Source organism: Brevibacterium ammoniilyticum (assembly GCF_038429965.1).
In the GTDB taxonomy this organism is placed as follows: Bacteria; Actinomycetota; Actinomycetes; order Actinomycetales; family Brevibacteriaceae; genus Brevibacterium; species Brevibacterium ammoniilyticum.
Genome location: NZ_BAABNP010000018.1, coordinates 1 through 26139, shown reverse-complemented (window position 1 = coordinate 26139; position 26139 = coordinate 1). Strand labels below are relative to the sequence as shown.

At 68.5% G+C, this 26139-nt stretch carries 13 protein-coding genes and 2 tRNA genes; 9 read left to right on the top strand and 6 right to left on the bottom strand.

Annotated elements, in window-relative coordinates:
• Positions 1 to 139: 139 nt before the first annotated feature.
• Both AAHA49_RS15885 and AAHA49_RS15880 read left to right on the top strand, forming a co-directional pair.
• Positions 140 to 3517 (top strand): maltokinase N-terminal cap-like domain-containing protein, encoded by a 3378-nt coding sequence (locus AAHA49_RS15885; RefSeq protein ID WP_342038975.1) that lies wholly within the window; start codon positions 140 to 142, stop codon positions 3515 to 3517.
• A gap of 103 nt (positions 3518 to 3620) precedes the next feature.
• Positions 3621 to 3708: transfer RNA gene (locus AAHA49_RS15880), tRNA-Ser, on the top strand.
• A 406-nt stretch (positions 3709 to 4114) separates the two neighbouring features.
• Here the strand turns inward: AAHA49_RS15880 and AAHA49_RS15875 are convergent.
• Positions 4115 to 5518 (bottom strand): APC family permease, encoded by a 1404-nt coding sequence (locus tag AAHA49_RS15875; RefSeq protein WP_342038974.1) that lies wholly within the window; start codon positions 5516 to 5518, stop codon positions 4115 to 4117.
• Between the two features lie 312 nt (positions 5519 to 5830).
• Here AAHA49_RS15875 and AAHA49_RS15870 point away from each other — a divergent pair, with 312 nt between their 5' ends.
• Positions 5831 to 6925, top strand: coding sequence for an MBL fold metallo-hydrolase (locus AAHA49_RS15870; protein ID WP_342038973.1), 1095 nt, complete (start codon positions 5831 to 5833; stop codon positions 6923 to 6925).
• Positions 6922 to 8070: a C45 family autoproteolytic acyltransferase/hydrolase gene (locus tag AAHA49_RS15865; RefSeq protein ID WP_342038972.1), complete on the top strand. Its 1149-nt coding sequence runs from the start codon at positions 6922 to 6924 to the stop codon at positions 8068 to 8070. The genes AAHA49_RS15870 and AAHA49_RS15865 overlap by 4 nt, the downstream gene beginning before the upstream one ends.
• 81 nt (positions 8071 to 8151) lie before the next feature.
• On the opposite strand, the gene AAHA49_RS15860 is transcribed toward AAHA49_RS15865, so the two are convergent.
• Together AAHA49_RS15860 and AAHA49_RS15855 are read right to left on the bottom strand one after the other, a co-directional pair.
• Positions 8152 to 9117, bottom strand: coding sequence for a hypothetical protein (locus AAHA49_RS15860; RefSeq protein WP_342038971.1), 966 nt, complete (start codon positions 9115 to 9117; stop codon positions 8152 to 8154).
• A 112-nt stretch (positions 9118 to 9229) separates the two neighbouring features.
• Positions 9230 to 9886, bottom strand: coding sequence for a TetR/AcrR family transcriptional regulator (locus AAHA49_RS15855; RefSeq protein WP_342038970.1), 657 nt, complete (start codon positions 9884 to 9886; stop codon positions 9230 to 9232).
• A gap of 265 nt (positions 9887 to 10151) precedes the next feature.
• Between AAHA49_RS15855 and AAHA49_RS15850 the strand changes: the two genes are divergently transcribed.
• Complete coding sequence (locus AAHA49_RS15850; protein WP_342038969.1) at positions 10152 to 13076, top strand: MMPL family transporter; 2925 nt, start codon at positions 10152 to 10154, stop codon at positions 13074 to 13076.
• Positions 13073 to 15577, top strand: coding sequence for a YhgE/Pip family protein (locus AAHA49_RS15845; protein ID WP_342038968.1), 2505 nt, complete (start codon positions 13073 to 13075; stop codon positions 15575 to 15577). Before AAHA49_RS15850 ends, AAHA49_RS15845 begins: the two co-directional genes overlap by 4 nt.
• A 301-nt stretch (positions 15578 to 15878) precedes the next feature.
• Here AAHA49_RS15845 and AAHA49_RS15840 read toward each other — a convergent pair whose 3' ends face one another.
• On the bottom strand, positions 15879 to 18179 hold the full coding sequence (locus tag AAHA49_RS15840; RefSeq protein WP_342038967.1) for an FAD/NAD(P)-binding protein: 2301 nt from the start codon (positions 18177 to 18179) through the stop codon (positions 15879 to 15881).
• Positions 18176 to 20590, bottom strand: a complete 2415-nt coding sequence (locus AAHA49_RS15835) for an LCP family glycopolymer transferase (protein WP_342038966.1) — start codon at positions 20588 to 20590, stop codon at positions 18176 to 18178. Before AAHA49_RS15835 ends, AAHA49_RS15840 begins: the two co-directional genes overlap by 4 nt.
• 360 nt (positions 20591 to 20950) lie before the next feature.
• On the opposite strand from AAHA49_RS15835, the gene AAHA49_RS15830 reads away from it, so the two are divergent.
• A tRNA-Ser gene (locus tag AAHA49_RS15830) sits at positions 20951 to 21039 on the top strand.
• Between the two features lie 57 nt (positions 21040 to 21096).
• Here AAHA49_RS15830 and AAHA49_RS15825 read toward each other — a convergent pair.
• Positions 21097 to 22779, bottom strand: coding sequence for a PucR family transcriptional regulator (locus AAHA49_RS15825; protein WP_342038965.1), 1683 nt, complete (start codon positions 22777 to 22779; stop codon positions 21097 to 21099).
• A gap of 114 nt (positions 22780 to 22893) precedes the next feature.
• On the opposite strand from AAHA49_RS15825, the gene AAHA49_RS15820 reads away from it, so the two are divergent.
• Both AAHA49_RS15820 and AAHA49_RS15815 read left to right on the top strand, forming a co-directional pair.
• Positions 22894 to 24378: a CoA-acylating methylmalonate-semialdehyde dehydrogenase gene (locus AAHA49_RS15820; RefSeq protein WP_342038991.1), complete on the top strand. Its 1485-nt coding sequence runs from the start codon at positions 22894 to 22896 to the stop codon at positions 24376 to 24378.
• Positions 24379 to 24402: 24 nt separating this feature from the next.
• Positions 24403 to 25797: an aspartate aminotransferase family protein gene (locus AAHA49_RS15815; protein ID WP_342038964.1), complete on the top strand. Its 1395-nt coding sequence runs from the start codon at positions 24403 to 24405 to the stop codon at positions 25795 to 25797.
• Positions 25798 to 26139 lie beyond the last annotated feature (342 nt).

The following is a 26139-nucleotide window of genomic DNA, read 5'->3' as shown; positions in this document are numbered from 1 at the left end:
ACGCTCGGATTCCAGCCGCCCCCTCAGCCCCGCCCGCAGAGCGCATGGTGACTTGGCCGGTTTCTGGTGCGCCATCAGGGCTGAGAGGGCAATACCGTGATTTGATGGAAGATGCCCGTAATCCCTTCAAGGAGGCGACATGGCCATCAGCAGTGAGCTCGAACAGCTCCTAGCCCGCTGGATCCCCCGGCAGTCGTGGTTCCCGAAGCTGGCTGCTGACTTCGGAATGGACCCCGACATCACCCCGATGTCTGTGGCCCGCGCCTTCACCTTCACCGCCGGGGAGCTCGGCGGCTTCTCCGGGCTCGTCACCGTCATCTCCGTCGGCGACGGCCCGACCCTGCGCCGCCTCAACATCCCCCTGTCCCTGCGCGGCACCGAGGACATCCACCTGCGCCACGCGCTCATCGGCACCGTCGACGATCTCGCGCTCGGTCGGGTCTTCGTCTACGACGGCGCCGCCGACCCCATCTTCGTCAACCTCCTCGCCGATGCCATCACCAAACGCAAGGTCTTCGACGGTGGCCAGCTGAGCACCGAATCCCTGCGTCACAGTCGCGACCGCTCGACCTTGGCGTCCACGGGGCGAACCCGGGAGACGGTCCCAGCGCCCGCCTCGGCGACGGTGTCGTCCTCCGCTGTCGATGGTGATCCCAGCGCCGAGGCGGTCCCGCCCAAACCCGTCACCGCACCCCCGTCGTCCGAGGTCAAGGACGAGATCGACGTGCCGATCCGGCCGATCGAGGTCGCTGATTCGGGGGCGCACAAGTCCACCGTCATCATCCACGACGAGTACGAGCCGGTGGAGCTGAGCTTCTTCCGGGTGCTCGAGAACGGCATGCCGTCGTCGCTGACGATCCCCGTCCTGCTCACCGAGGCGGGCTCGCGCAGCGTACCCGAGGTCATCGGCTGGAGTTCGGGACGCTGGTACGACATGTTCGAGGTCACGGAGATGGAGGCGCCGATGGCGCTGCTGTCCCAGGCCGACGTCGAGGCGGAACCGGCGTGGAGGGAAGCCGTCGACATCGTCTGCGCGGTCGACTCCGGGTCGATCGGCGGCTACAACGCGCATGCCGCGGAGATGGGGCGCCGGATCGGCGAACTGCACTCCGACATGGCCGCGGAGTTCGGCATCGTCGAAGGGGCGGGCGCTCCGACGAAGCAGTTCGTCGACAAGTGGGCCGAACGCGTCGATTGGGCGCTCGGGCGGGCGCCGCTCGCGCTCGACTCGCTGGTGCCCGAACTCAAACAGCATCGGAACAAGCTGCGGTCGCTCGATTCGATCGGGACGCTGCAGAAGATCCACGGGGAGCTCACCCTCGACCATGTCGTCAGCTCCCCGAGCGAGGGCTACCAGGTCGTGAAGTTCACCGACTCGTCGAACTCCGATCCCAAGCCGGTGGCCATCGACCTCGTCGCCCTGCTGCGCAGCGTCGACTACGCGGCCGGATTCGCGAGGCTCCAGCGCACCGAGGCGCTTGAGAACGAGGACGGCGGACTCGTCGTCAACGGCTTCGGCAACGATCCTGCGGCGTTGCGGACGATCTACGATTCGCCTGAGTACCTGTGGGCGTCCCAGGTGCAGAACTCCCTGCTCAGCGGGTATTCGCGAGCACGGGGCGAGAGCATCGGCCTGGGCGATCCCGTGCTGCGGGCTGCCCTCATCGATCGGCTCCTCGTCGAAGTCGTCACCGAGCTGCGCAACCGCCCGAACTGGCTGTCCGTGCCGCTCGCGACGCTCACCCTCATCCTCAAGGGCAAGCCCGCGCGGGGCAGCGACGACCCCACCGAGGCGGAGCTCAGTGTTCCCGCGACCGACGATGGTGCCGGTGGTGTTGGGGCCGGTGGCGACGTGGGTGCCGCCCAGTCGGCTGAGCGTGACCGGGTTGGCTCAGTGGAGGCGGACTCCAGGTCGTCGGAAACGAAGTCTGACGCGGTGGACGCGGACTCCGACGCTTCGGGCAGCGGTGATGTGTCTGGTGCAGAGGCTGACAGTGGCGCAGAGAAGGCCAGCGAGGAGGCAACGTCCGGTGACTCGTCACGTGGGGCCGCTTTCGTCGCTGGTGCGGCTGGGGTCGTCGGCGCCGCCGGCGTCGCCGGAGCTGTCGCTGCGAACGATGGTGACGATGCTTCTGCCGATACCGAACCTGCGGGCGATGCCGACGGCAAGGATGCTGATTCGGGTGACAGGGCCGACTTCGAGGACGACGCCGACTCGGTTGATAGTGCCCACTCTGGCGACCACGTCGCTGAGCGGGCCGATGTCGTTGGCGACAAGGCAGACACGTCGTCCGCCTCCGTCGCTGATGCCGACGTCGAAACGGCCGATGCCGAGTCGGATGCCGAAAACACCGGCAGCGAGAACGAGGACGGCGCGGAGTCCGACGCCGGTGCTGCCGCGGACGGCGACGGCACGACAACTCGCGACAACGATTCGTCGGCTGCCGGCGACGGTGATTCGCAGGATGTGCTTGTCGACGCGGTGTCGGCAGAATCGGTCGAACCGCGGCCGGACGAGATCGCGGAAATGGATCCGGAGGCCGATTCCGAAGGCTTCGTCGAGCCCAGTGTCGAGGCACCGAGCGAGGTGACGGAGACCGAGTCGAAGTCGCCGAAGACCCACGGAGTGTCCGTCAACGGTTCGGACAAGGACACTCGTGAAGGTGTGACCACCTCGGCGCGCGGCACCACTGTGACCCGGACGCTCTTCGTCAGCGAGACGACGAGCACGGACGGTGAGGGCACGACGACCTCGGAGAGCTCAGTGGTCGCGGGCGACGTGCGGATCACCGGCGGTGCAGTCGTCGAGGACACCTACGTCGACGCGGTGACGACGGAGACGGTTGAGCGCGTCGATGACGGTGTCCCCGAGGTCGATCTGGGCGTCCATGATCTCGCTGAGGTCGACGTTGAGGCTCTCGACGAGTCGAAGGGCGATAGCGACAAAGACTCGAGCGGTGGCATCGGCGACATCGACGCACCTGGGGAGAACTCAGACGCCGGCGCAGACACCCAGACCACCGACGCCGACCCGACTGTCGAGACCACCGATACCGACGAGACCACCGACACCGAGGGCAGTGCGGCGGTCGCCGGGGGAGACGCTCCGCCGATCGTCGAGGATGAGCGTGCGCCGAAGTCGGCGCGGATGCCGGATGCTCCGCCGATGCCGTCCGAACCTCCGGAGGTCGCCTCGGCGCCTCTGCCGGATGCGCCCGCTGTTGCTGAGCAGGGCGAGTCCGAACGAGCTACCGGGGAGAACAGGACCTCGGCTCTCAACGGGCCGGATGCCCCGGCCATGACGAAGACACCGGTCGATGAGGACGAATTCGCGGACGAAGAGGAAGCGGAGTTCGTTCCGTCCCGGGTGCCGGCGACGTTCGCGGCAAGGGGAGCCACCTCGGCGGATGCGGATTCGACGGGCCGCAGTCCGCACGAGCAGCACAAGCATGACGGCGGCCTGGCACGCGAGGTTCCCGGCGCGAAGAAGAACAAGAAGGGCAAGAACAAGCACTGAGGTCAGCCCCTCCGAGCGATTGGCAGTTGCTCGCGGGACTGTGAGAAACTGTTCTGGCTCAGCTCGCGCTGGGCAGGCCGGGTTCGGCTTCGTCCGAACCGAGGGAAGCGTGTCCGAGCGGCCGAAGGAGACGGTCTTGAAAACCGTTGTGCGGTAACCCCGTACCGTGGGTTCGAATCCCACCGCTTCCGCCGTGTGATGTGTCGCGACATCGTTCCTACGATGTCGCGGCACATTTCTCATTTCTGACCGCAAACAGGACCCGACGTCCCTAATGCCATGCGGCGCCGCATGACATCAGGGACGTCGGGTTAAGTATGCGGATGGGAGGGCGGGAGAAAGTCCTGCGATCTCATACTTTTGTGGGAGGCGCCCCGGGTGAGGGGACTGTTAGCGTGCAGAGGTCAAGTGGTTCCGTCCCCACAGAACGACTCGACAGCACCCCCGCGCCGACCCGGCGCAGTATCCCCAGCGCGAGGCAAGGCAACGAAGCCTTGCCCGACCGCGATGGGACGCCGACAGGCCGACCATCGACTGCTGCACAAACGCCAGCCGCCCGCCGCACAAGCGCCAGCCGACCATCCGACGACAGCGAACTCAGTCCGCAGTCCTCTCCGAGCCGACACCCTCGGTTTCCGGGGCCTCAGGCTCCGACATGTCGGCGTCGGCCTCGGGGTCATCGAAGCTGCGGACAGTGCGCTTGAACCCGCGGGTGAGCACGGCGAGGTAGACGACGCCGATCGCCAGCCAGATGAGACCGCCGATGAGCGCGGTCCCATGCAGACTCGCCCACAGCACCCCGGTGAGGATCGCTCCGATACCGGGCATGACCACGTACTTGATCGCCGTCCGGACATCGACGACCTGACGGGTCCGGAACGCATAGTGGGCGATGACCGTGAGGTTGACGAACGTGAACGCGATAAGCGCGCCGAAGTTGATGAGAGCGGAGATGAACTCGAGACTGAACGACATCGCGAGCAGGCACACCGCGCCGACGAGGACGATGTTGAACACCGGAGTGTGCGTGCGCGGGTTGATGTAGCCGAAGGCCTTGCGCGGCAGCACCCCGTTGCGACCCATGACGAGCAGCATCCGCGAGACCGAAGCATGGGAGGCGAGCCCCGAGGCGACCGTCGCGGCGAACGCGGCGGCGACGAAGAAGAGCTGGAAGAACGGGCCGCCCGTGAGCAGGCCGATCTCCGGCAGCGGATCGTCGACGATCGTGAACTGCGAATTGTCCGGGTAGAGCAGCTGGGTGAAGTACGAGGCGATGAGGAAGATCATGCCGCCGGCGATGACGGTGATCATGATCGCCTTGGGCATGAGGCTGACGTGCTTCGCCTCGTTGGTGTACATCGTCACCGCGTCGAAGCCGATGAAGGAGAAGCACACGACCGTCGCCCCCGTGAGGACCGCGCTGAACTGCACCCCATCATGGATGAAGGGTTCGGGGCTGAACACGGTTCCCGCACCCTCGCCGGCATTGAGCTGGGCGACCGCGAGCACGCAGTAGGTGACCATGAGGACGAGTGAGAACGCGAGCAGGATCGCGTTGATGTTCGCCGTCCCCCGCATCGAGGTGAGCACGATCCCGGTCATGACGATCGTGTACGCGACGACCCACACCCACGGCGGCGCATCCGGGACCATCGACTCCATATAGAGCCGGATGATGAGGCAGTTGACCATCGGCAGCAGCAGATAGTCCATGAGCGAGGTCCACCCGACGAGGAAGCCGAGCCCCGGCGTCATCGTCTCCCTCGTATACGTGTAGGCCGAGCCGGCTGTCGGGAAGATCCTCACCATCTTGCCGTAGCTGATGGCGGTGAACACCATGACGACGAGAGCGACGAGGTAGGCAGCAGGCACCGCACCGTTCGTCCCCTCCGACACGATGCCGAACGTGTCGAACACAACCGTCGGCGTCATGTACCCGAGCCCGAGCCCGACGATGGACCACAACCCCAGGTTCCGCTTCAGCGATCCCGAACCAGCCATATCAATCCTCCCCAATGAGTCTTGCGTCGGCGGCACCAGGCAGCGTCGCCCACGAGGTCGCCCACGAGCGCGCAGACGTGATCTGCGCCATGCCGATGGTAGTGCACTTCAACTGAAAGCGAAATTTGAACCACGAAATGGACCAAAGAAGTCGAACCTGCCCGACTGATAGCGACGGAATCAGTTGGCTACCATTCGTTATCCGCGCCTCCCGGATTCCATTGTCGAACGATCTTTCAGTTTCATCGCGAGGGGAGTAGGTTGGACGGAGAACCTCGCCGAGGCTCGACGACGAGAGAGGGAGACCGCCGAATGCCGATCGATACGCTCAGCCCCCAGCAGTCGCTGGCCTGGAAGGACCGGGTCCTGCCCGCCGTCGAAGACGTCGCTGAGGGAGTCTGGGCGATCCCGGTGCCGATCCCGAACAATCCTCTCGTCTACACCTATTGCTACGCGATCGCCGACGGCTCCGGGGTCGTCCTCATCGATCCGGGCTGGGACGGTCGGGACCAGTACTCAGCCCTCACCTCGGCGCTGGCGGAGATCGGATTCGCCGTCGCGGACATCCACGGCATCGCCGTCACCCACTACCACCGTGACCACATCGGTCTCGTCCCCGCGCTCCTCCAGGTCAACCCCGCGATGTGGCTGGCCATCCACGGCGAGGACCTCCGCGCGGTCAAGCGCTTCGCCTCCCGTGCCCTCGACCTGGGCACCGGCATCGATCCGAATCTCAACATCGCCCGCGCCTACGGAGTCCCCGAAGACCGCTGGCGCGAGGTCGAAAGCCTCCAGGTGTCCAAGCCGACACGCGGCGGAGAGGCCGGGACCGCACCGAAGTCCGACCCGTTCGCACGGCAGATGGCGCACCTGCCCGACTCGATCTTCGTCCTCGACGACGGTTCCGAGCTTCCGCTCGAAGCCGGCGGCGTGCGCGCGCTGTGGACGCCCGGTCACACCTACGGACACTCCGCGTTCGTCCGCGACGACTCCCTCCTCTTCTCCGGCGACCACGTGCTGCCGACGATCACCCCGAACATCGGACTCGACTCCGGGTCGATCACCCACAGCCTCGCCGACTACCTCGGCTCGCTCGAGAAGATCGGCGACCTCCCCGAGGACATCGCGGTCCTCCCCGCGCACGGCTTCCGGTTCCGGGGGCTGCGCGAACGCAAACGCGAACTCGTCGACCACCACCGTGAACGGCTCGCGGAGATCGAAGCGCGCATGGAGGCCACCGACGACCACTCCGTGTACTCGATCGCCCAGGGCCTGCACTGGGCCCGCGGCTTCGACCAGCTCCACCACTTCAACCTCTTCGCCGCCCTCGCCGAGACCGCCGCCCACATGCACTACCTCGACCTCGACGTCGGCGTGGACTCCCTCGTCCCGCAGGGACGCCCATGAGCACCGAGTTGGTCCCCGCCGCCGCCGTCCGCCCCGAGCTCTTCATCACCCGGGCCCGTGACCACATCCAGCGCGGACTCCAGCGCGGCCGTGAGCTGCGCACCGGCATCGGGGCCGCGATCGCCGGCTATCAGCGCTACTTCGATTTCCTCGGCATCGCCGAGGCGGACGTCCGCACCGCTGCCGAGAACAGTCATCGCCGTCTGCAGGGTTGGGCTCCGGATGCCGCCGCCGAGATCTCCGCCGTCGCGGAGGGATCCGGGCGGACGACGAACGAGATCATGCAGGTCATCGCGCGCACGGAGATCATGACGCTCGCCAAGGCCGCCCCCACGGAGTGCTCGACGCTGAGCCGGACGCGACCGGGCGGGACAGTTTCGGCTCAGACCTGGGACTGGCTCGCCGACTTCTCGACGCTCTGGCATGTGGGCGACATCGGCGCGGTGCCCGGACAGCTGCGCCACATCGGCATCGCCGAGTACGGGATGCTCGGCAAGATCGGGCTCAACGAGGCCGGCGTCGGCGTCCACCTCAACATCCTCAAGCACGCCGGTGACGCCGCCGGGGGATTGCCCGTCCACGCCGTCCTCGCCCAGGTCCTCGCCACCGCGCACACCCTCGCCGAGGCGCTGGCGATCATCCGCTCGGCCCCGACCTCATCGTCGTCGGTCGTCACCGTCGTCACCGCCGAGGCGGCCGTCCAGGTCGAGATCGCCGGTGACGCCAAGCGGGAGCTGCGTCCTGGAGACCCGCTGCCGGCGGGCTCCCCGACATCGGCGACCGATATCGCCGACGCGGGCATCCTCATCCACACGAACCACTTCCTCCACCCCGATCTGCAGACCGGGGCGATGGAGCTGCGAGCGGATTCGAGTTCACGACCGCGCTATGACTTCCTCGCTGCGCGGACCGCCGCGGGCATCGCCGCTGGCGACGATCCGGAGACGACCGGGGACCTCGTCGAACTGCTCACCACCGGCCCGGACGACCCACCGGTGTCATGCGTTCCGGAACCCGGGGCTCCCTACGGCGACCGATCGGCCACGCTCGTCACGGTGCAGATCGACCCGGGCGCGAAGACGATCGATCTCGCACCCGGGTCACCCGCAGACGGATTGCACGGCAACCGCCGCTTCCACCTCTGAGACTCCGGTGCCTGCGCGCCACCCGGCTCCAGCATCGTGCCCGCGCCACTCGCCGTGCTCACAGGCTCGCAGGCCCGCGCCTCACTCGGAGAGCTTCTCCGCCTCCTCAGCGCGCATGCCCATGATCGTGTCGAGGCCCGAGGCGATCGCCTCGGAGTCCTCGAGCGCGGCCTGGGCGAGCTTCCACGGCACGATGTCGAGGTTCTGGTCACCGATGACGAAACGGACGTAGGGCTGCTGGAAGCGCGGATCGTCGGCCTCGAGCTCGGCGCCGTAGCGCCACTGGCCGAGCCCGATGCGACGGATCGTCTCGCCGATGAAGCGCATCGCACCGCCGACGAAGGCGATCTCCTCGTCCTCCATCATCTGCTCGCGGTAGTCGTAGCGGACGGCGAGCTGCTTGCCCAGGCGCACGAGGCTGTCGCGGTCGAGGGCCCAGGACTCCGGATCGGCCTGTTCCTTCGTCCAGGCGGCGATGCCCGGTTCGACGGTGCCGATGAAGCGGGAGAGGAACTCGACCTCCTCCTCGGACGAGTTCTGCCTGGTGAGCATCCCGATCGAGAGTCCAGTGCTCGTGCGACGCTCAGCCTCGCCGAGCTCCTGCCGGGCCCGATCGAGGACCGCGGTGAAGATCCCACCGGTGCGCTGGTCGACGGCGGTGAGGACGACTGCGACGAGCGGAATCGGCTCACCCTCGAGCTGACCAGAGGCATTGTCGGGACGGATGAACGGCATGCCGTTGCCCGTCGTCTCGTCGTGGTCCCACGCCCCGCCCACCGCGCGCAGGTACGTCTCGCCGAGGTAGCGGATGAGCCCCTCGACGAACCGGTGGTTCTCGGGGGCGACCACCTCGTCGGGGGTGGCGAACCGGGAGAGCACGAAGTGCTCGATGAGCGGAAGGGACTCAGGGGTGAGGTCCTTGCGGAACGGGGCCTGCGTCCCGTCCTCCTGCTCGACGAACTCGGGGAGGTCCGCGAGGACGAACGCGCCGAGGCGGACGTCCATATTGTTGATGAAGGCCGTGTATTCACGCTGAAGTTCAGTCACGCCCTCCACCTTAGCCGCTGGCCCGCCGTACGGGGGCGGGTGAGGCGTACCGTTCGTCGGCGCACCGTCCGTCGGTCCACCGTCGTGCGGCCCACCGTCGGTCGGTGGCCTCTCAGTCGGCGAGCGGGCAGTCGGTGAAGTCGAGGAAGCGCATGAGGACTTCGACGATGAGAGTGGGGTCGACGTCGACGGTCTCGTCCAGTCCCTTGCCGCCCACGGACTGCAGCGTGAGCTGCGTGAAGAGCGAGATGAGGACGGTGAGCAGGCTGTCAAGCGGGATCGTCGGGGTCGCCCCGACATTGTCCAGCGCCGTGCGCACGAGCTTCGCGAGACGCTCGAGCTGAGTGGCGTTGAGCTCCATGTACCGCTCATAGAGCCGGGGCGCGCGCAGACAGTAGACCTCGATCTCGCGTTCGACGATGACGTTGGCGACGGTGAGGCGCTTCTCGGTGAAGATGTCGGCGATGAACTGGGTGAGCAGGGGGCGGATCTCCGTGGGCGGGGTCGCGTCGAGCTGCTCCTTCCAGCGCTGGATCGCCTTGTCGAGTCGGTCGAGGGTCTCCGAGGTGTGGATCTCGATCGTGGCGAGGACGAGGTCGTCGCGGCTGGAGAAGTTCGAGTAGAACGCCCCGCGGGTCAGGCCTCCGGCTTCGCAGATCTCCTCGATCGATGCACCGTCGATGCCTTTGGCCGCGAACACGGAGACGCCGGCGGCGACGAGGGTCGAGCGCGTCCGCTGCCTGCGCTCGCTGAGGTTCTCTGTGTTCATAGCCTGTCTGTCTATCTGTCTGTCGTCTCGGTTCCTGTGCGGCTTCGCCGCGTCGGGTCGTGCTGCGCCTCCCAAGCGGACACCGCCAAGCCGGTCACCCGCCCAACCGGGCCAGCGCCAAACCGGGCCAACGCCAAACCGGGCCAGCGCCAAGCTGGGCATCCCATGGGAAATCACATGATTCTCTCACACTGATTTGCGCTCGGCGGGAGGCGTCAACAAGAATACATGACTGTATCCAATACACTTTTGTATCGAGGTTTCCGTGTCGACTTTCCTCTACGCTCTCGGCCGTCGGGCGTTCCGTCAGCCCCTGCGCTTCATCGCGCTCTGGCTCGTCGTCTTCGGACTCGTCGCCGCCGGCGTCGCCGCCTTCGCGAAGGACTTCGACGACGACTTCACGCTTCCCGGCTCCGAAGCCCAGACCGCGCTCGACGCGATGCAGGCGACCTTCCCCGAAGCGGCAGGCACCTCGGCGTCGGTCATCATCGTCGCCGCCGACGGGAAGACGGTCGACGACCCCGACTACCGCCGGGAGATCGAGACCGCCGTCGACGACCTCGGCGAGCTGCCGAACGTCGACGCCGTCACCTCACCCTTCGACGACATGGTCAAGGGCGCGATCAGCGACGACAAGTCCGCGGCGATGATCTCCGTCCAATACGACGGCACCCTCCAGGAGGTCGGAGGACCGGCCGCCGCCGACCGGCTCGTCTCCGCCCTCGACCCCATCCGCGCGGCCCTGCCTGGGGCGCAGGTCGAAGCCGGGGGCGAGCTCTTCCAGATCACCGGCGTCCAGGTCTCCTGGGTCGAGGGCATCGGCGTCGTCATCGCCTTCATCGTCCTCCTGCTCACCCTCGGCTCGTTCCGTGCCGCCGGCATGCCGCTGATCACCGCGCTCATCGGCGTCGGCATCTCCGTCCTCCTCGTTGTTGGGTCGACGGCGTTCGGGGCGGTGAACTCCTCCTCGATCATGCTCGCGCTCATGCTCGGCCTCGCCGTGGGCATCGACTACGCCCTCTTCATCGTCTCCCGCGCCCGCTCCCTCCTCGCCGAGGGCCACACCCCCATCGAAGCAGCCGGCCGTGCTGCCGCGACCGCCGGATCCGCCGTCGTCTTCGCCGGCATCACCGTGATGATCGCCCTCCTCGGGCTCTCCCTGGCCGGCATCCCGTTCCTCACCGTCATGGGCATCGGCGCCTCGGGTGCCGTCGCGATCGCCGTGATGATCTCCCTGACGATGGTCCCGGCGCTGCTGGGCATCGCGAAGGCGAAGATCACCCCGAAGCCCTCCCGCCGCTACCGGAAGGCCATGGCCCGCGCCGAGGCTGCGGCACAGTCCCGTGCCGTGCAGTCCCCGGCCGGCGGCAACGGTTCCCCGTCGTCGCAGGTCATCGACCCCCGCACGGATCCGGCGGTCCTCGCCGAGGCGGGAGATCCCTATCCGCAGACCCTGACCGACCGCTTCTTCTCCGGCTGGCTGACCGTGGTGACGAAGGTGCCGCTGCTGACGATCGTCATCATCGTCGGGGGCCTCAGCCTCTTCGCGATCCCCGCCTCCCAGCTGCAGCTCTCCCTGCCCACAGCCGGCAGCCAGGAGGAGGGCAGCCCCGCCCGGACGACCTATGACCTCATCGAGGAGAACTTCGGTCCCGGCTTCAACGGACCCCTGGTGATGACTAGCCAGATCGTCACCTCCGACGACCCCCTCGGCGACGTCGAGGACATCGAGAAGCGCATCGCCGCGGTCCCCGGCGTCGACCAGGTCGTCCTCGCCACCCCGAACCGGGATGCGACGACCGCGCTGTTCCAGATCATCCCGACGACCGCCTCGGACGATCCGGCCACCCTCGACACCGTCAACCGGCTGCGCGACCTCAGCGCCCAGATCGAGGACGACTACGGGTTCGACACCGCCGTCACCGGGGCCACGGCCATCCAGATCGACGTCTCCGATCAGCTCGGCAAGGCGCTCGTGCCCTTCGGCATCTTCGTCGTCGGCCTCTCGATCATCCTCCTCACCATCGTCTTCCGCTCGATCGCCGTGCCCATCAAAGCCACCGGCGGGTTCCTCCTCTCCGTCTTCGCCTCCTTCGGCTCCGTCGTCCTCGTCTTCCATGAGGGCTTCCTCGCCGGACCTCTCGGCATCGACCAGACCGGGCCCGTCATCAGCTTCCTCCCGATCATCCTCATGGGCATCCTCTTCGGACTCGCGATGGACTACGAGGTCTTCCTCGTCTCCGGGATGCGGGAGGCCTACGTCCACGGGGCGAGTGCGAAGCAGGCGATCCGTGCAGGCTTCATGGCCTCCGCCCGCGTCGTCTCCGCCGCCGCGGTCATCATGTTCTCCGTGTTCGCGGCCTTCGTGCCCGCCGGTGAGCCGATCATCAAGTCGATCGCCCTGGCCCTGGCCGCAGGCATCTTCGTCGACGCGTTCCTCGTGCGGATGTCGCTCGTGCCCGCGATCATGCAGCTGCTCGGGGACAAGGCGTGGTGGCTGCCGAAGTGGCTCGATCGGATCCTGCCCCGCCTCGACGTCGAAGGCGAAGGCCTCGCCCACGAGGTGGCCCTGCGCGACTGGCCCGAACCGGACTCGCCCTACCGCATCTACGGTCGCGGCATCGGCGTGAGCGCCGGCGACCGCGGCTTCGCGCAGGTCGACATCGCCCTGCTGCCCGGTCAGACCCTCGTCGTCAGCGGCGCCGACCGGACTGCGCTCCTCCTCGCCCTCACCGGCCGCGTGCCGCTCACGGCCGGGGAGATGAAGATCGGGGAAATGGTCCTGCCCGAACACGCAGGCAAGGTCAGGCGCACGGTGGCGTTCTACGACCTCGGCGAATCGGGGACGAGACCGCCGAACGGTCAGGAGATCAACCGGCTGCGCAGCACCCCGCCGGACCTTCTCGTCATCGACGGCGCCGAGGCGCTCGCCCGCGGCGACGGCAGGTACCTCGCCGACGCGCTGCCCGAGCTCACCGCCGACGGCACGACCGTCGTCCTCGCCCTGCCGGACGGGGACGTGCGCGGAGTGCTCGAACCGAACGCGGACTATCTCCACCTCGACCTCGACGAGGCGAGCATCGACCGGGACGACCGGCATCACCACCTCGGCGGGAGAGCCGAGCAGGAAACCTCTGACAGCCCCGGTGTGCGCGCCGGGGACAGCGAACGGGAAGGCGTGCAGTCGTGAGACTTGAGCGAGCGAACTCCAAGAGGCCCGTGACCTGGGTGTCCTTCGCAGGTCTCGTCCTCATCCCCATCATCGTCGCGGCCGGGTTCATCCTGGCGACGTGGAAGAGCGGGGACCGGCTGGACACGATCGAGGCGGCGATCGTCAACAACGACGACGGCGCCGAGGTGGACGGGAAGACCGTGCCCATCGGCCGGCAGCTGACCAGCGGACTCGTCGGGGAGACGGAGAACAACGTCCGCTGGGTCATCACCGATGAGGAGGACGCGGAGAAGGGGCTCGCCGACGGCACGTACGCGGCACGTCTGACGATCCCGGAAGGGTTCTCCCGGGCGGTGACCTCGGTCTCCGATGCGCAGTCGGCGACGCAGACCCAGCTCGACGTCGACGTCTCCGGTGTCGCGCCGGCCTCCGATCAGCTCATCTCCCGCTCCGTCGCCGAGGTGGCCCGCACCACCTTCAACACGGAGATGACGGAGAACTACCTCGACAACATCTACCTCGGCTTCAACGACATGGGCACGCAGATGCGCAAGCTCGGTGACGCCGCGGGTGAGCTCGACGACGGGGCGCAGCAGCTCTCCTCGGGCACCCGGCAGTCGGCTGACGGGGCCGGGGAGCTCGCCGACGGCATGGGCGAACTCGACACGGCCGGCGGGGAGTTGAACAAGGGCGCCGGCGATCTCGCCGACGGTGCCGGTGAGCTCGCGAAGGGCACCTCGGGTCTCGCGAAGGGCCTGGGCACGATGAAGGATGAGACGAAGGATCTGCCGGAGAACACGCAGAAGCTCGCCGACGGTGCCGATGAGCTCTCGACCGGTGCCGGGGATCTCTCCGACGGTGCCGACAAGCTCTCCGGCGGGGTCGATGAGTACACGACCTCGATCGACGCGATCATCAAGGGCCTCTCAGGCGGCGGTTCTGGTGGGTCGGGCAGTGGCTCTGGCAGTGGCTCTGGCCAGGGCGGACTCGACGACCTCATCGACGGGGCGAAGGACCTCGACAAGGGTGCCGGCGACCTGGCCACCGGTGCGAGCGGACTCTCCGATGGACTCGTGACCTACCGGGACGGGCTCAAGAAGAAGGCCGATGGTGCCGACGCACTCGCGAAGACAGCGACGGGACTCGACGACCTCGTGGCTGCGGACATGCTCACGAGCGGGCAGGCCGAGCAGATCCGGGCGCAGCTGTGCCCGGCCGGGACCCCCGACGAGGCCTGCCAGGGTATGGAGCGGGCGTATGCCCGGGGACTGCTCGCCGGCACCTCGGGTGGACTGAACTCCGCAGTCGACGGACTCGGCTCGACCGATGAGGAGAAGTCCATCCTCGGCGGGGCGAGTGCGCTCAAGAAGAGCACGAAAACTTTCAGCACGAAGATGAGCGAGTTCGCGAAGGGACTCGAGGAGGGACTCGGCGATCTGGCGAAAGGGATGAAGGACATCACCGACAACGCGCCGAAGCTCCTCGACGCCTCGAAGGGCCTGCGCAAGGGAGCATCCGGGCTCGCCGACGGCAGCTCGAAACTCGCGGGAGGGGCCTCCGACCTCTCCGACGGTACGCAGCAGCTCGCCGACGGGATGCCACAGCTGACCGACGGGATCGCGAAGTCGGCCGACGGCGCGGCGAAGCTCGATGACGGCGCCGGCCAGCTCGCCGACGGTGCCGGGAAGTTCGCCGACGGCCTCGGTTCGTACACGACGGGCGTCTCGCAGGCGGCGACGGGGTCGCAGGATCTCGCGGGCGGGCTCGACCAGCTCGCCGACGGATCGGAGAAGTTCACCGACGGCGTCGGGCAGTTCTCCGACGGCGTCCAGGACGGGGCGGACCAGGTGCCGTCGTATTCGGCTCCGGACCGGGACAAACTCTCACGGGTCGCCTCGGCGAACATCGAAGCCCCGAACATGGACTCGGTGACGAACCTGCTCACCGGATCGACGATCGCCCTGCTCATCATGCTCGCCCTGTGGGTCGGCGGTCTCGTCACCTACACCGTGCTCAAACCGATCCCGTCCTCGACGCTGCTGTCGACGAGGTCCTCGGTGACGGTGTGGCTGCGCGGACTCGTCCCGGGTCTCGCGGTCGGGCTCGTCCAGGCGCTCGTGCTTGCGATCCTCGCGGTCACCGTCATGGACATCGACGCGATCCAGGGCTTCGACCTCGCGGTGCTCACGTTCGTGTCGGCGATCGTGTTCATGATCCTCAACTTCGCGCTCGTCGCCTGGTTCGGGGGAGTCGGCCGGTTCCTCTCGGTCATCGCGGTCGTCCTCGCGGTCGCCGGGCGCACGATCGGCGCAGTGCCCGAGTTCTTCCAGTTCATCGCCCCGCTGCTGCCGCTCACTCCGGCGATGAACGGGTTCTCCGCGATCGCCGCAGGCACCTCGGGACTGGCCGCCGCGTATGGCGGACTGCTCGCGTGGGCGGTCATCGGGCTGGTGGCCTCGTTGCTCGCGATCGTCCGGGCGCGGACGACGAAGCCGGAGGCCGCGCTCGCCATGGCCTGAGGCGTGCGGCCGGCGCGTGGCGGGCGGCGGGCGGCGCTCGTTCCAGCGACCCGTCCGCTCGATCCACACGTGGCACGAAATCCGCGTCGCGGGCGACGCGGATTTCCGGCTGCGCGTGGATCGAGTTCGAAGGTTGTTCGTGGGCGCGTCTACTTTCAAGCCGCGCGTGGATCGAGCGCGGTCGCTGTTCGCGAGCGCGTCGATTTTCGAGCTACGCGTGGATCGACAGCACGACAGAATGATGGAGGCTGCCCGCAGCCTTGTGCGGCCGATCGGGCGGTCAGACGAGGGCGCGGGCGTTTCAGATGAGGTCGAGGATCGCCTCGGCGGCGGCGTGCGAGTCGGCGAGCGTCGCAGCATCCGACTCGGGATTCGCTGCGATCGCGAGGCCCCACTGTACCGCCGAGAGCTGGATGGACAGGGCGAAGCGACGCGGGTGTTCGGCGCCCTCTTCGTCGATCGTGCGGAACGGCCGCGCTGTCACCGCGAGTCCACTCAGCCGCTTCTCACGACCATCGTCCAAGGTCAGACGGGCAGGAGTGAGCTGACCGCGATCGACCATGCCGTGGATGAGGACGTCGGCTGCCAGGGCGAGCGAGTTCGTCGGGGAGGCGGCGTCGATGACGACGCTGCCTGTGATCGTGCCCGCCACCCGCGCCGAGGTGACTGCGAAGATCTGCGGCAGCGGATCCTCCGTGCCCTCGGCGTCGGGCACCGAGGAGGCCGACTCCGCGCCAGGAACCGCCGCCGCCAGTCCGTCCGCAACGGAACCGTCGGCATTCCCGACAGCGGCGGCGGGCTGCGCGGCCGGGTTCTCACCGATGTGCATGTCGGGGCCGATGAAGCGGACGATGCCGGCCTCGGCGAGGGCGATGAGTTCGGCGATCCGCCTCGGCGGAGGACCGTCGCAGATCCCGGACACGAAGTTCTCGAACCATCCGCGGATCTCCATGTCGACGCTCACCGGGTCGATGTGACCCGCGGCAATGAGCTCCTTGAGGAGGAGACGAGCCTGCCAGAGGACCATGAACAGCGCCTTTACCGGGCTGGCCTCGGGGCCGGCGAGCGAATCGCGGAGGTCGGTGCGGAGGAAGCCGAGCATCCAGTCGTGCAACGACCCTGGGGCGCCGGGTTCACGGGAGGGGAACTCGAGTCCGTCGAGCGGGTCGAGGAGGTCGTGGAGCGACATCCGATGCGCGGGATCTGGGACGAGCTCCTCTTCGATCTCCGCCCAGGCGAACGCCTCGCGGGTGACGCGGCCCTGGCGGGAGGACTCGCTCGCCGACTCCGCATCGGGGTGGGTCTCCTGCCAGGTGCGGCGGGTGAGGTGGCGCGAGACCGCCTCGGCGATGGCTTCGCGGAGGCGGCCGGGGTCGTCGCTGAACGCCTCAGGGGTGGTGCGCGCGAGCGTCCGGTAGTAGGCGAAGCGAAGATCGGCGAGGATGAGCGGCCACAGCTGGTCGTTGAACCTGGCCGCTGCCAGCCGGTCGCCGTCGAGGTCGTCGAGGCCGGCGAGGAGGGCGACGTTGTCCTTCGTGAAGTAGCGCAGCGGCCAGGATGATCTGGGGTGAGAGTCGCTGATGGGCTTGCTGCGGTAGGGGATGCCGCGACGGGAGCCGAGGAAGAGGACGGGCTCCGTGCCGCTGGCGGTGTAGCGGACCGCGCCCGCATCGGTGCTGCCGACGGCGTCGAAACGGCCGCCGCGCTCGATGGTCAGGAGCGTCTGGACGTCGAAGTAGTTCAGGCCCATGCCGCGGATGATGACACGGGCGTGTGGGGGCACCTCGGTCAGCGGTGCCTCGGCGGGCAGGCTCTGCGGGATGTAGATTCCGCCCGAGCGCTGCGCGTAGGCGGCGAGGCGGGCGCGCTCCTCGGTGGGGGCGCTGGGAATGTGCCCGACGGCGAGGACGACGGCCGCGGCGATGATCGTCGTGCCGTCCTCGCAGCGGACGAGCTGCGGGGGAACCGCCTCGGCGGGCTCACCAGGCAGGTCGACGGCGGGCAGGTCGATGACGGATTCCGCGCGGGTGCGGTGTTCGACGATGTCGAGGAAGTCGGGGGCGGCGTCGCGGATGCCGGCGTAGGCGTCGCGGAGGTACTCGCCGTAGAGGGTGCGGCTGGGGAAGGTCGAGTCGACGGGCTCGGTGCCGCCTCGGGCGCGGTACCACTCGGCCATCGAGGGGCCGAAGGGCGAACGGTCGTCTCCTCCCGACTCAGCCGACCGGTCACCGGACGTTCCGCGTTCGCGGTCGGTCGCCTCGGCGGGAGAGTCGGTCGCCTCGGCGGGGGAATCTGAACGACTCGACGTCGCACCGGTCCCACCCGACGACTCACCAGACTCATCCGGCACTTCGCCGAGGAAGGAGCAGCTGGCGTCGGGGAAGATCGTCTGCTCGCCGATCGTCGTGTTCATGAGCAGGCTCGTCGGCTGGTCGGTGCGCCAGACGATGCCCGCGCCCGGAGGATACGGGTCGATGAGGTGGACGGTGATCGGTCCCCGCGCCGGCGACCAGCGCGCCGAGGCGAGGGCGACGAGGCGTTCGAGGACGCTCAGACCCCGCGGGCCGACCCCGATGATCGCGACGGAATGGTCGGCGCTCACCCCTGGTCTCCGGCACCCGGGCCGGGGTAGCCGGGCCACGGATCGCCGGGCTTGTAGTCCTGCGGGTAGCACTTGCCTTCCGCATTGGGCTGGCCGGGCGGAGTCGATTCGCCGGAGCCGGCGCCGTCACCGCCGGCGGCATCGGTGCCGGTCTCGGTGTCCTGGCTGTCGTCGCGCTGACCGGCGTCCTCGGACGAATCCGACGAATCGGTCGTCGACGAGTCGCTCGACTCGTTCGGCTTGTTCGTCGGTCCGGGGGTCTCGGCGCCGTCGGAGGCACCCTTGATCTCACCCTGGATCCACTTGTGGAGGACGTCGAAGTCGGGGTTGTAGGTGGGGGTGACGTCGTTGTTGATCTGCACCGTCGTCACATCGCCCTTCTGCATCGCGATCGCGAGTTCGATGAACGCGGGGATCTCGTTCTGCGGGATCGAGGTCGCGATGTTCTTCGTCGCCGAACCCGCGAGCTTCGGGTAGGCGGCCGCGAGCTCCTGCGGGTCGATCTGCTCGAGCGTGGTCTTGAGCATCCGCTGCTGACGGCACATGCGGTCGTAGTTGTCGCTGCCTTCGCGGGAGCGGACGTACCACAGGGCCTTCTTGCCCTTGAGGTTCTGCGGACCCGGGTCGATCCAGCCGAAGACCTTGTTCGGCACCCCGGCCATCGATTTGCCGCCGCCCATCGGGATGGGGCGTTCGACGTCGATGTTGACGCCGCCGATCGCGTCGACGACGTCTTCGAACCCGGCCATGTCGACCGATGCCCAGTAGTCGAGTTTGAGCCCGAGCGAGCCTTCGACGGCGGCCATCGTCGCCGTCATGCCGGGTTCGAGGCCCTTCGTGTCGCCGACCGATTCGGGGTTCTCATCGCCCCACTGCCACACGGCGTTGATGAGGTCCTCCGAGGAGTCGCCGGTGGGGCGGAAGCCGTTGGGCCATGCCTCGGCTTCGGGGCTGCCCTCGGGGAAGATCGGGAACGCGAGGTTGCGGGGCACGGAGATGAGTGCGGCGTTGCCGGTCTTCGTGTCAATCGAGGCGACGAGCATCGTGTCCGGGCGGGTGCCCTGACGGTCGTCGCCGTTGTCGCGGCCGATGAGGAAGACGTTGATGTAGGGCTTGTCCTTCCACAGGTTCTGCGCGTCGAGGGTCTTGCCCGTGCTCGCGCCGAAGAGGCTCGCGACGGTGTCGCTCTGCACCTTGGCGTAGACCGAGCCGATGCCGAAGGGAATGCCGATGATGAGGACGAGGGAGAGGACGAGCACGCCGGAGAGGCGGTTCTGCCAGGGCAGGTACTTGTGCCCGCGTCGCAGCCCGAGGAAGGAGAGGATGACGACGATGATCCAGATGAGGCCGACTGCGACGGCTGCGATCGCGAGGAAGTTGAGCAGCGAGGGGGTCGCGATGATCGTTGCGACCGCGTGGACGGGCCCCTTGATGAGGAGGTAGCCGATGGCGACGAGGATCGTGAGGACGAATCCGCCGAAGACGAGGAGGCCGAGGGGGCGGAACCGCGTCCGCAGCAGGCCGATGCCCGGGAGCAGGGTGGACAGTGAGGTCCAGCCGACGAGGCTGGGGAATCCTTCGCCGAGGCGGGAGGAATGTCGGCGGGCGCGTCCCGGTCCGTGCGAGGCAGGTCCCTCGCCGTCGCCGTCGGTCGGGGCGGTGGCGGCAGCGGCCGTTGGGGCTGCGGCCGCCGGGGCTGCGGCGGCGGTTGCCGCGGCGGCGGGGGCTGCGGCTGCGGCGGCGCGTTCGGAGCGTCGGCGCCCTGAGGTGCGCCCGCTTTCATTCGCCGAGGCGGTGCGGGACTCCCGTGCCGCCTGTCCGGCTGGTGCGGCCTCGGTGCTGGATGCCGACTGTGCGTGGAAGGCGGGCGCCGGGGGAGTCTGGGAGGTCTGCGTCTGTGGTGCCTGAGGTGTCGCGGTCTCGGGTGCAGACGGTGCTGCGGGCTGGGATCCGCGAGCAGTGGCATCTCCGGCAGCGGCGGCGACGCCGGCCGCGCTCGCTCCGCCTGCCGCGGCGGCGCGGAGCATGCGGGCTTCACGGCGGGTGCGCGGGGCCACAGGGCGCGGGGTCGGTGCCTTCGATTCGCTGCGCAAGGATGACTCGCCGCGGGACGAGGACTCGCCGCGGGCATCGGAGGGGGAGCCGCCTCGGCGGGAGGAGTTGAGGGAGTAGTCCGCGCCGGAACCGGAAGCCGACTGCTGTGGCGGCTCGTAGGCGGCGGAGGGAGGTGCGGGTTCCGAGGATCGCGGGGCAGGGCTCTGGGGTGCCGAATCGGCGTGGTTCTCGCTGGCGCTGGCGGCGGATTCACCGCGGAAGCGGGGGCGGGATGACGCGCGGAGGCGACGACCGGCGGAGGGCGAATCGGGGTCGCTGCCCTGGGGTCCTCTCTTGTCAGGGGGAAACTCTGGCAAGTTCTTAACTCCTCGTTGCTCTTCTCGTGCGCCGCGTCTCGGGCCTTGACGCCTCGTCATCGGCGCAGATGTATCCCGCATCGTCCGTACTGAGGGGCGTGTCGGAGTGCAGACCAGCGGGCCACATCAGGTCGATTTTACGCCTGTAGATTGATGAATGCTGGAATTCGGGCCGACGTTCGTCAGCGAAACGGCCCTAACGTCGGCAAACCCGTCGCTCTCGACACCTGCGACTATGATCAAGGCCACTCGATGCCTGTGAACTTTGCTCTCTGAGGTTCCTTTCGCATAGGCTTGTGCTCGCAGTGTGAACTGCGGATCCGAGGCGCGCGAGTGAGCGTGTCGCTCGGGTCGGAAGATGGAGTCGTGGCTGAGCGGCCGAAAGCGTCACCCTGCTAAGGTGAAGTCCCTTGAACTGGGGACCGTGGGTTCAAATCCCACCGGCTCCGCGTTGTGACAAGCCCCTGCGATCCGCGAGAACAAGCGGATCGCAGGGGCTTCGTCGTTCACCGGTTGAGCCGCCACCACAGGAGCGCGACGTGCAGAGCGGTGCGCGATTCGGCATCGTCGAGGGAGACGCCGAGGCGGTCCTCGAGCCTGGCCAGGCGCGCGTAGAGGGCGGGCCGGGAGAGGAATCCGGCGCGGGCGACCGCGGACTTGTTCCCGCCGTGGGCCAGTACTAGGTCGAGGAGATCAAGCAGCTGCGCGTCCTCGTCCTCGAGCAGCGGACCGAGCTCGCCCTCGGCGAACGCCCGCAGCCGCGGGTCCTCGCCGAGGAGCGCGAGGAGACCGCGCAGCCGCACATCGGCCGAACGGTAGAAGACCCGCTCCCGGACATCGAGGGTCGAGGCCACCTCGGCGACCTGAGCGGCGGAGTCGAGCCGGGAGACAGCAGTGACGAGCGACGGGCTGGTCCGTCCGACGCCCACGGCCCACGTCGATCCCAGGTCGTCGATGCCGGTGAAGATCCGTTCGAGCGCCTTCGTCTCATCTCCCCGCCCGGGCAGGGCGAGGATGAGCCCGAACGACCCCGACTGCAGTCCGGTCGCCAGGGTCGCCGCCCCCGCACGGCTCGCGGCGGACGCGGCCTCCTGGATGAGCGCGCGCTCCCACAGCTGGATCCTGGTCAGGTCGGTTCCGGGGTCCCGGTCGAGGCGGACGACGGCGGGCACGAGTCGCGCCCCGGCCGGCGGATCGAAGCCGAGCGAACGGGCCCGCGCGCGAGCCTGCGACTCGTCCTCGGACCCGGCGTCCATGAGTTCGCGGACGAAACCGCTCTGCGCCTGGATGAGGAGGTCGCGTTCGTCGGTCTCGGCCATGCGGGTCAGCGTGAGCGCCTGGCTCGCGCGTTCGATGATCTGATCGACCTCGGCCCCGGCGGCGGCAATACCCGCAACGACGAGGCGACCCCACCGCCTGGCCTGCAGGCCCACCGGGATCTGCGCCCAGTCCCGACTCGCGTAGGCATCGGTCTCGGCAACGAGCGAGAGCCAGTCCCCGACGACCGCCTCGGCGCCGGGACCGGCATGCGCGAGCACCCGATGGGCGACGTCCTCGAGGACGACTGGTGCGCCGAGGAGCTCGGCGGTCCGGGCGACGATCGTGCCGACCTCGGCGCGCTCGAGGCTGAGCTGCGTGAACGCCTCGTGGATCTCCTGCGCACGTTCGAGCCGACCGAGGTGCTCGCTCAGCAGCCGACGGTGCGCGTGCTCGGTGATGCGGACGAACTTGATCCGGCGGGAGAGGACGATGACGGGAAGGTCCCGGCCGGCCGCGGCCCGGCGCAGCACCTCGGCGGCGGCTTCATCCGACTCCCCGCGCTCATCGACGAGTTCGACGACCGCGCCTGCGGCACCGGCTGCGTCGAGCTCATCGAGGAAGACCCTCATCGCGGCCGCGGTCCGGAAGGTCTGCGCGGTCGTGAGCACGAGCTCGCCGCCTTCGAGGAACTGCTCGACATGCTCGGAATCGGCGATGTGCACCCAGCGGATGGTGCGGTCGAGGCCGTCGGCCCCGGAGACGACGGTCGGCGCTCCGGCGCGGATCTCCTCGAGGTCGAGCACGGCGGAGACGGTCAGGCCCGGGCCGTGCTCGGCCGTGCCGTGCTCGGTCGGGCCGGCGGTGTTCCCGACCGTGCCCGCTGTGTGCCGAGCCGGGCCGGGGCCGTGCTCCGCTGCCTCTGCGCTCATTGACACAGTGTAAGACTCGATGCTCGTTCGATGACACTCTGACATTGTCGTGCCAGTGCGGTCGGCGCGACGATGGAACCGACAGACCCCGTCATCGACGCAGAAGGACACCTCATGGCCGTCATCTCCCACTGGATCAACGGACAGATCGCCCCCACCGGACCCGACACCCGCCTCGGCGAGGTGATGAACCCCGCCACCGGGATCGTCTCCGGACAGGTCGCGCTCGCCGACCGGGCGACCACCGAAGCGGGGATCCGGGCGGCGGCCGAGGCGTTCCCCGCCTGGCGCGACACCTCCCTGGCCCGGCGCACCGCGATCCTCTTCGCGTTCCGGGAGCTGCTCAACGCCCGCAAGCAGGAGCTCGCCGCGATCATCACCGCCGAGCACGGCAAGGTGCTCTCCGACGCCCTCGGCGAGATCGCCCGCGGGCTCGAGGTCGTCGAATTCGCGTGCGGCATCGCAGGCGCCCTCAAGGGCGGGTTCTCCGAGAACGTCTCGACGACCGTCGACGTCCACTCGCTGCGGCAGCCGCTCGGGGTGGCCGCGATCATCTCGCCCTTCAACTTCCCGGCCATGGTCCCGATGTGGTTCTTCCCCGTCGCGATCGCCGCGGGCAACACCGTCGTCCTCAAACCCAGCGAGAAGGACCCGAGCGCGGCGAACTGGCTGGCCGCGCTGTGGCAGGAGGCCGGACTGCCCGACGGCGTCTTCAACGTCGTCCACGGCGACAAGGAATCCGTGGACACGCTGCTGACCAGCCCGGACGTCGCCTCGGTGTCCTTCGTCGGCTCGACCCCGATCGCGAAGTACGTCTACGAGACCGGCACCGCGGCGGGCAAGCGCGTGCAGGCACTCGGCGGGGCGAAAAACCATATGCTCGTCCTCCCCGACGCCGACCTCGACCTCGCCGCCGATGCCGCGGTCAACGCCGGCTACGGTGCGGCCGGGGAGCGGTGCATGGCGATCTCCGTCGTCGTCGCCGTCGAGTCGATCGCCGAGGAGCTCGTGGCCAAGATCGCCGAGCGCACCCGCACCCTGCGGGTCGGCGACGGCGCCACCGAACCGGACATGGGACCGCTCGTCACCGCCGCCCACCGCGACAAGGTCGCCGGGTACATCGACGCCGGCGCCGAGGCGGGGGCCACCGTCGTCCTCGACGGCCGCGAGGACGTCCCCGCCGACGGGTTCTTCCTCAATCCGACGCTCTTCGACCGGGTGACCCCGGAGATGTCGATCTACACCGACGAGATCTTCGGCCCCGTCCTCTCCGTCGTCCGCGTCCCCGGCTACGACGAGGGCCTCGAGCTCATCAACGCCAACCCCTACGGCAACGGCACGGCGATCTTCACCAACGACGGCGGCGCCGCCCGCCGCTTCGAACGGGAGGTCGAGGTCGGCATGGTCGGAGTCAACGTGCCGATCCCCGTGCCCGTCGGCTACTACTCGTTCGGCGGGTGGAAGAACTCGCTCTTCGGCGACACCCACGCCTACGGCGACGAGGGCGTGCACTTCTTCACCCGCGGCAAGGTCGTCACCTCCCGGTGGCTCGACCCCAGCCACGGCGGCCTCAACCTCGGCTTCCCCACAAACGACTGACCGCCTCGGCGAAAGGACACGACGATGACGACGACGATCGATCCGGCAGCTCCTGCCGGGCCCCACGCACAGGCGCCCACCGAGGATCAGCTGGCGGCCGGCCGTCGGGCGCACGAGCTCGACCGCGCCCACGTCTTCCATTCATGGCAGGCGCAGGGCCCCTTCGACCCGATGACGGTCGTCGCAGCCGAGGGCTCGTACGTCTGGGACGGTGAGGGCCGCAGGTACCTCGACTTCTCCTCGCAGCTGGTGAACACGAACATCGGCCACCAGCACCCCGCCGTCGTCGCGGCGATCCAGGAGCAGGCGGCGAAGCTGTGCACGATCGCCCCGCAGCACGTCAACGACGCCCGCTCGGAGGCGGCCCGGCTCATCGCCGAGCTCACCCCCGCAGACCTCGACCACGTGTTCTTCACCAACGGCGGAGCAGACGCGAACGAACACGCGATCCGCATGGCCCGGCTCCACACGGGCCGGACGAAGGTGCTCTCGGCGTACCGCAGCTACCACGGCGGCACCCAGCTCGCCGTCAACGTCACCGGGGATCCCCGCCGGTTCCCCAACGACTACTCCGCCGAGGGTGTCGTCCACTTCATGCCCGCCTACCAGTACCGTTCGTACTTCGGTGCGACCACCGAGGCGGAGGAGACCGAGCGGGCGCTGCGCCACCTCGAAGACCTCATCGTCCTTGAGGGCCCGACGAACATCGCGGCCCTGATCCTCGAGACCGTGCCCGGCACCGCCGGCATCTACGGTCCGCCCGCTGGCTACCTCGAGGGCGTGCGGGAGCTCACCGCCCGCTACGGCATCGTCTACATCGCCGACGAGGTCATGGCCGGCTTCGGGCGCACGGGCCGCTGGTTCGCCGTCGACCACTGGGGCGTCGCCCCTGACCTCATCACCTTCGCCAAGGGCGTGAACTCGGGGTATGTGCCGCTCGGCGGGGTCGCGATCTCGCAGGCGATCTTCGAGACCTTCCGCGACCGCGCCTACCCCGGCGGCCTTACCTACTCCGGGCATCCGCTCGCGTGCGCGGCGGCCGTTGCGACGATCGGGGCGATGCGTGAGGAGGGGATGGTGGACAATGCCGACCGCCTCGGCGCCGAGGTGATCGGTCCGGCCCTGCGCGAACTCGCACTGCGGCACCCGTCCGTCGGGGACGTGCGCGGGATGGGCTGCTTCTGGGCCGTCGAGCTCGTCCGCAACCGGGAGACGAAGGAGCCGCTGGCTGCCTACGGCGGCAGTTCGCCGGAGATGAACGCGGTGATCGCGGCCCTCAAGGCCGACGGGGTGCTCCCGTTCGCGAACTTCAACCGGATCCACATCGTCCCGCCGCTCAACACCGCCGACGCCGATGTCCGCCGCGGCCTCGAGGCACTCGACCGGGCGCTGAGTGTCGCGGACGGATTCGTGGACTGAGCGTCGCGAACGGTTCGTGCGCTGGGTGCGGACGTTCGGATCCACCCCGCCGAGGCGGTCGCCCGGAACCCGACGACCGCCTCGGCGAGGGTGCGCTGGGACGGAGGACCACCTCGGCGGGATGTGAGAGCTGATACATCCTTACGACACCTGCCGTTGTTTGCCCAGTTGGGAGATGAACGCAAGGTGAACGGGGTGGCCGGGGTCTGAAGGCTGTGTGAAGCTTCGGGGTCGTAGGCGGTAGACTCGCACGTGTTTGACCTGTGTTGGGTCAAATGCGTTAGTGCCTTGATCAGTGGAGTTTCAACGTCTCGAGGAGCTTCGACTCAACCTCCCCGAGAG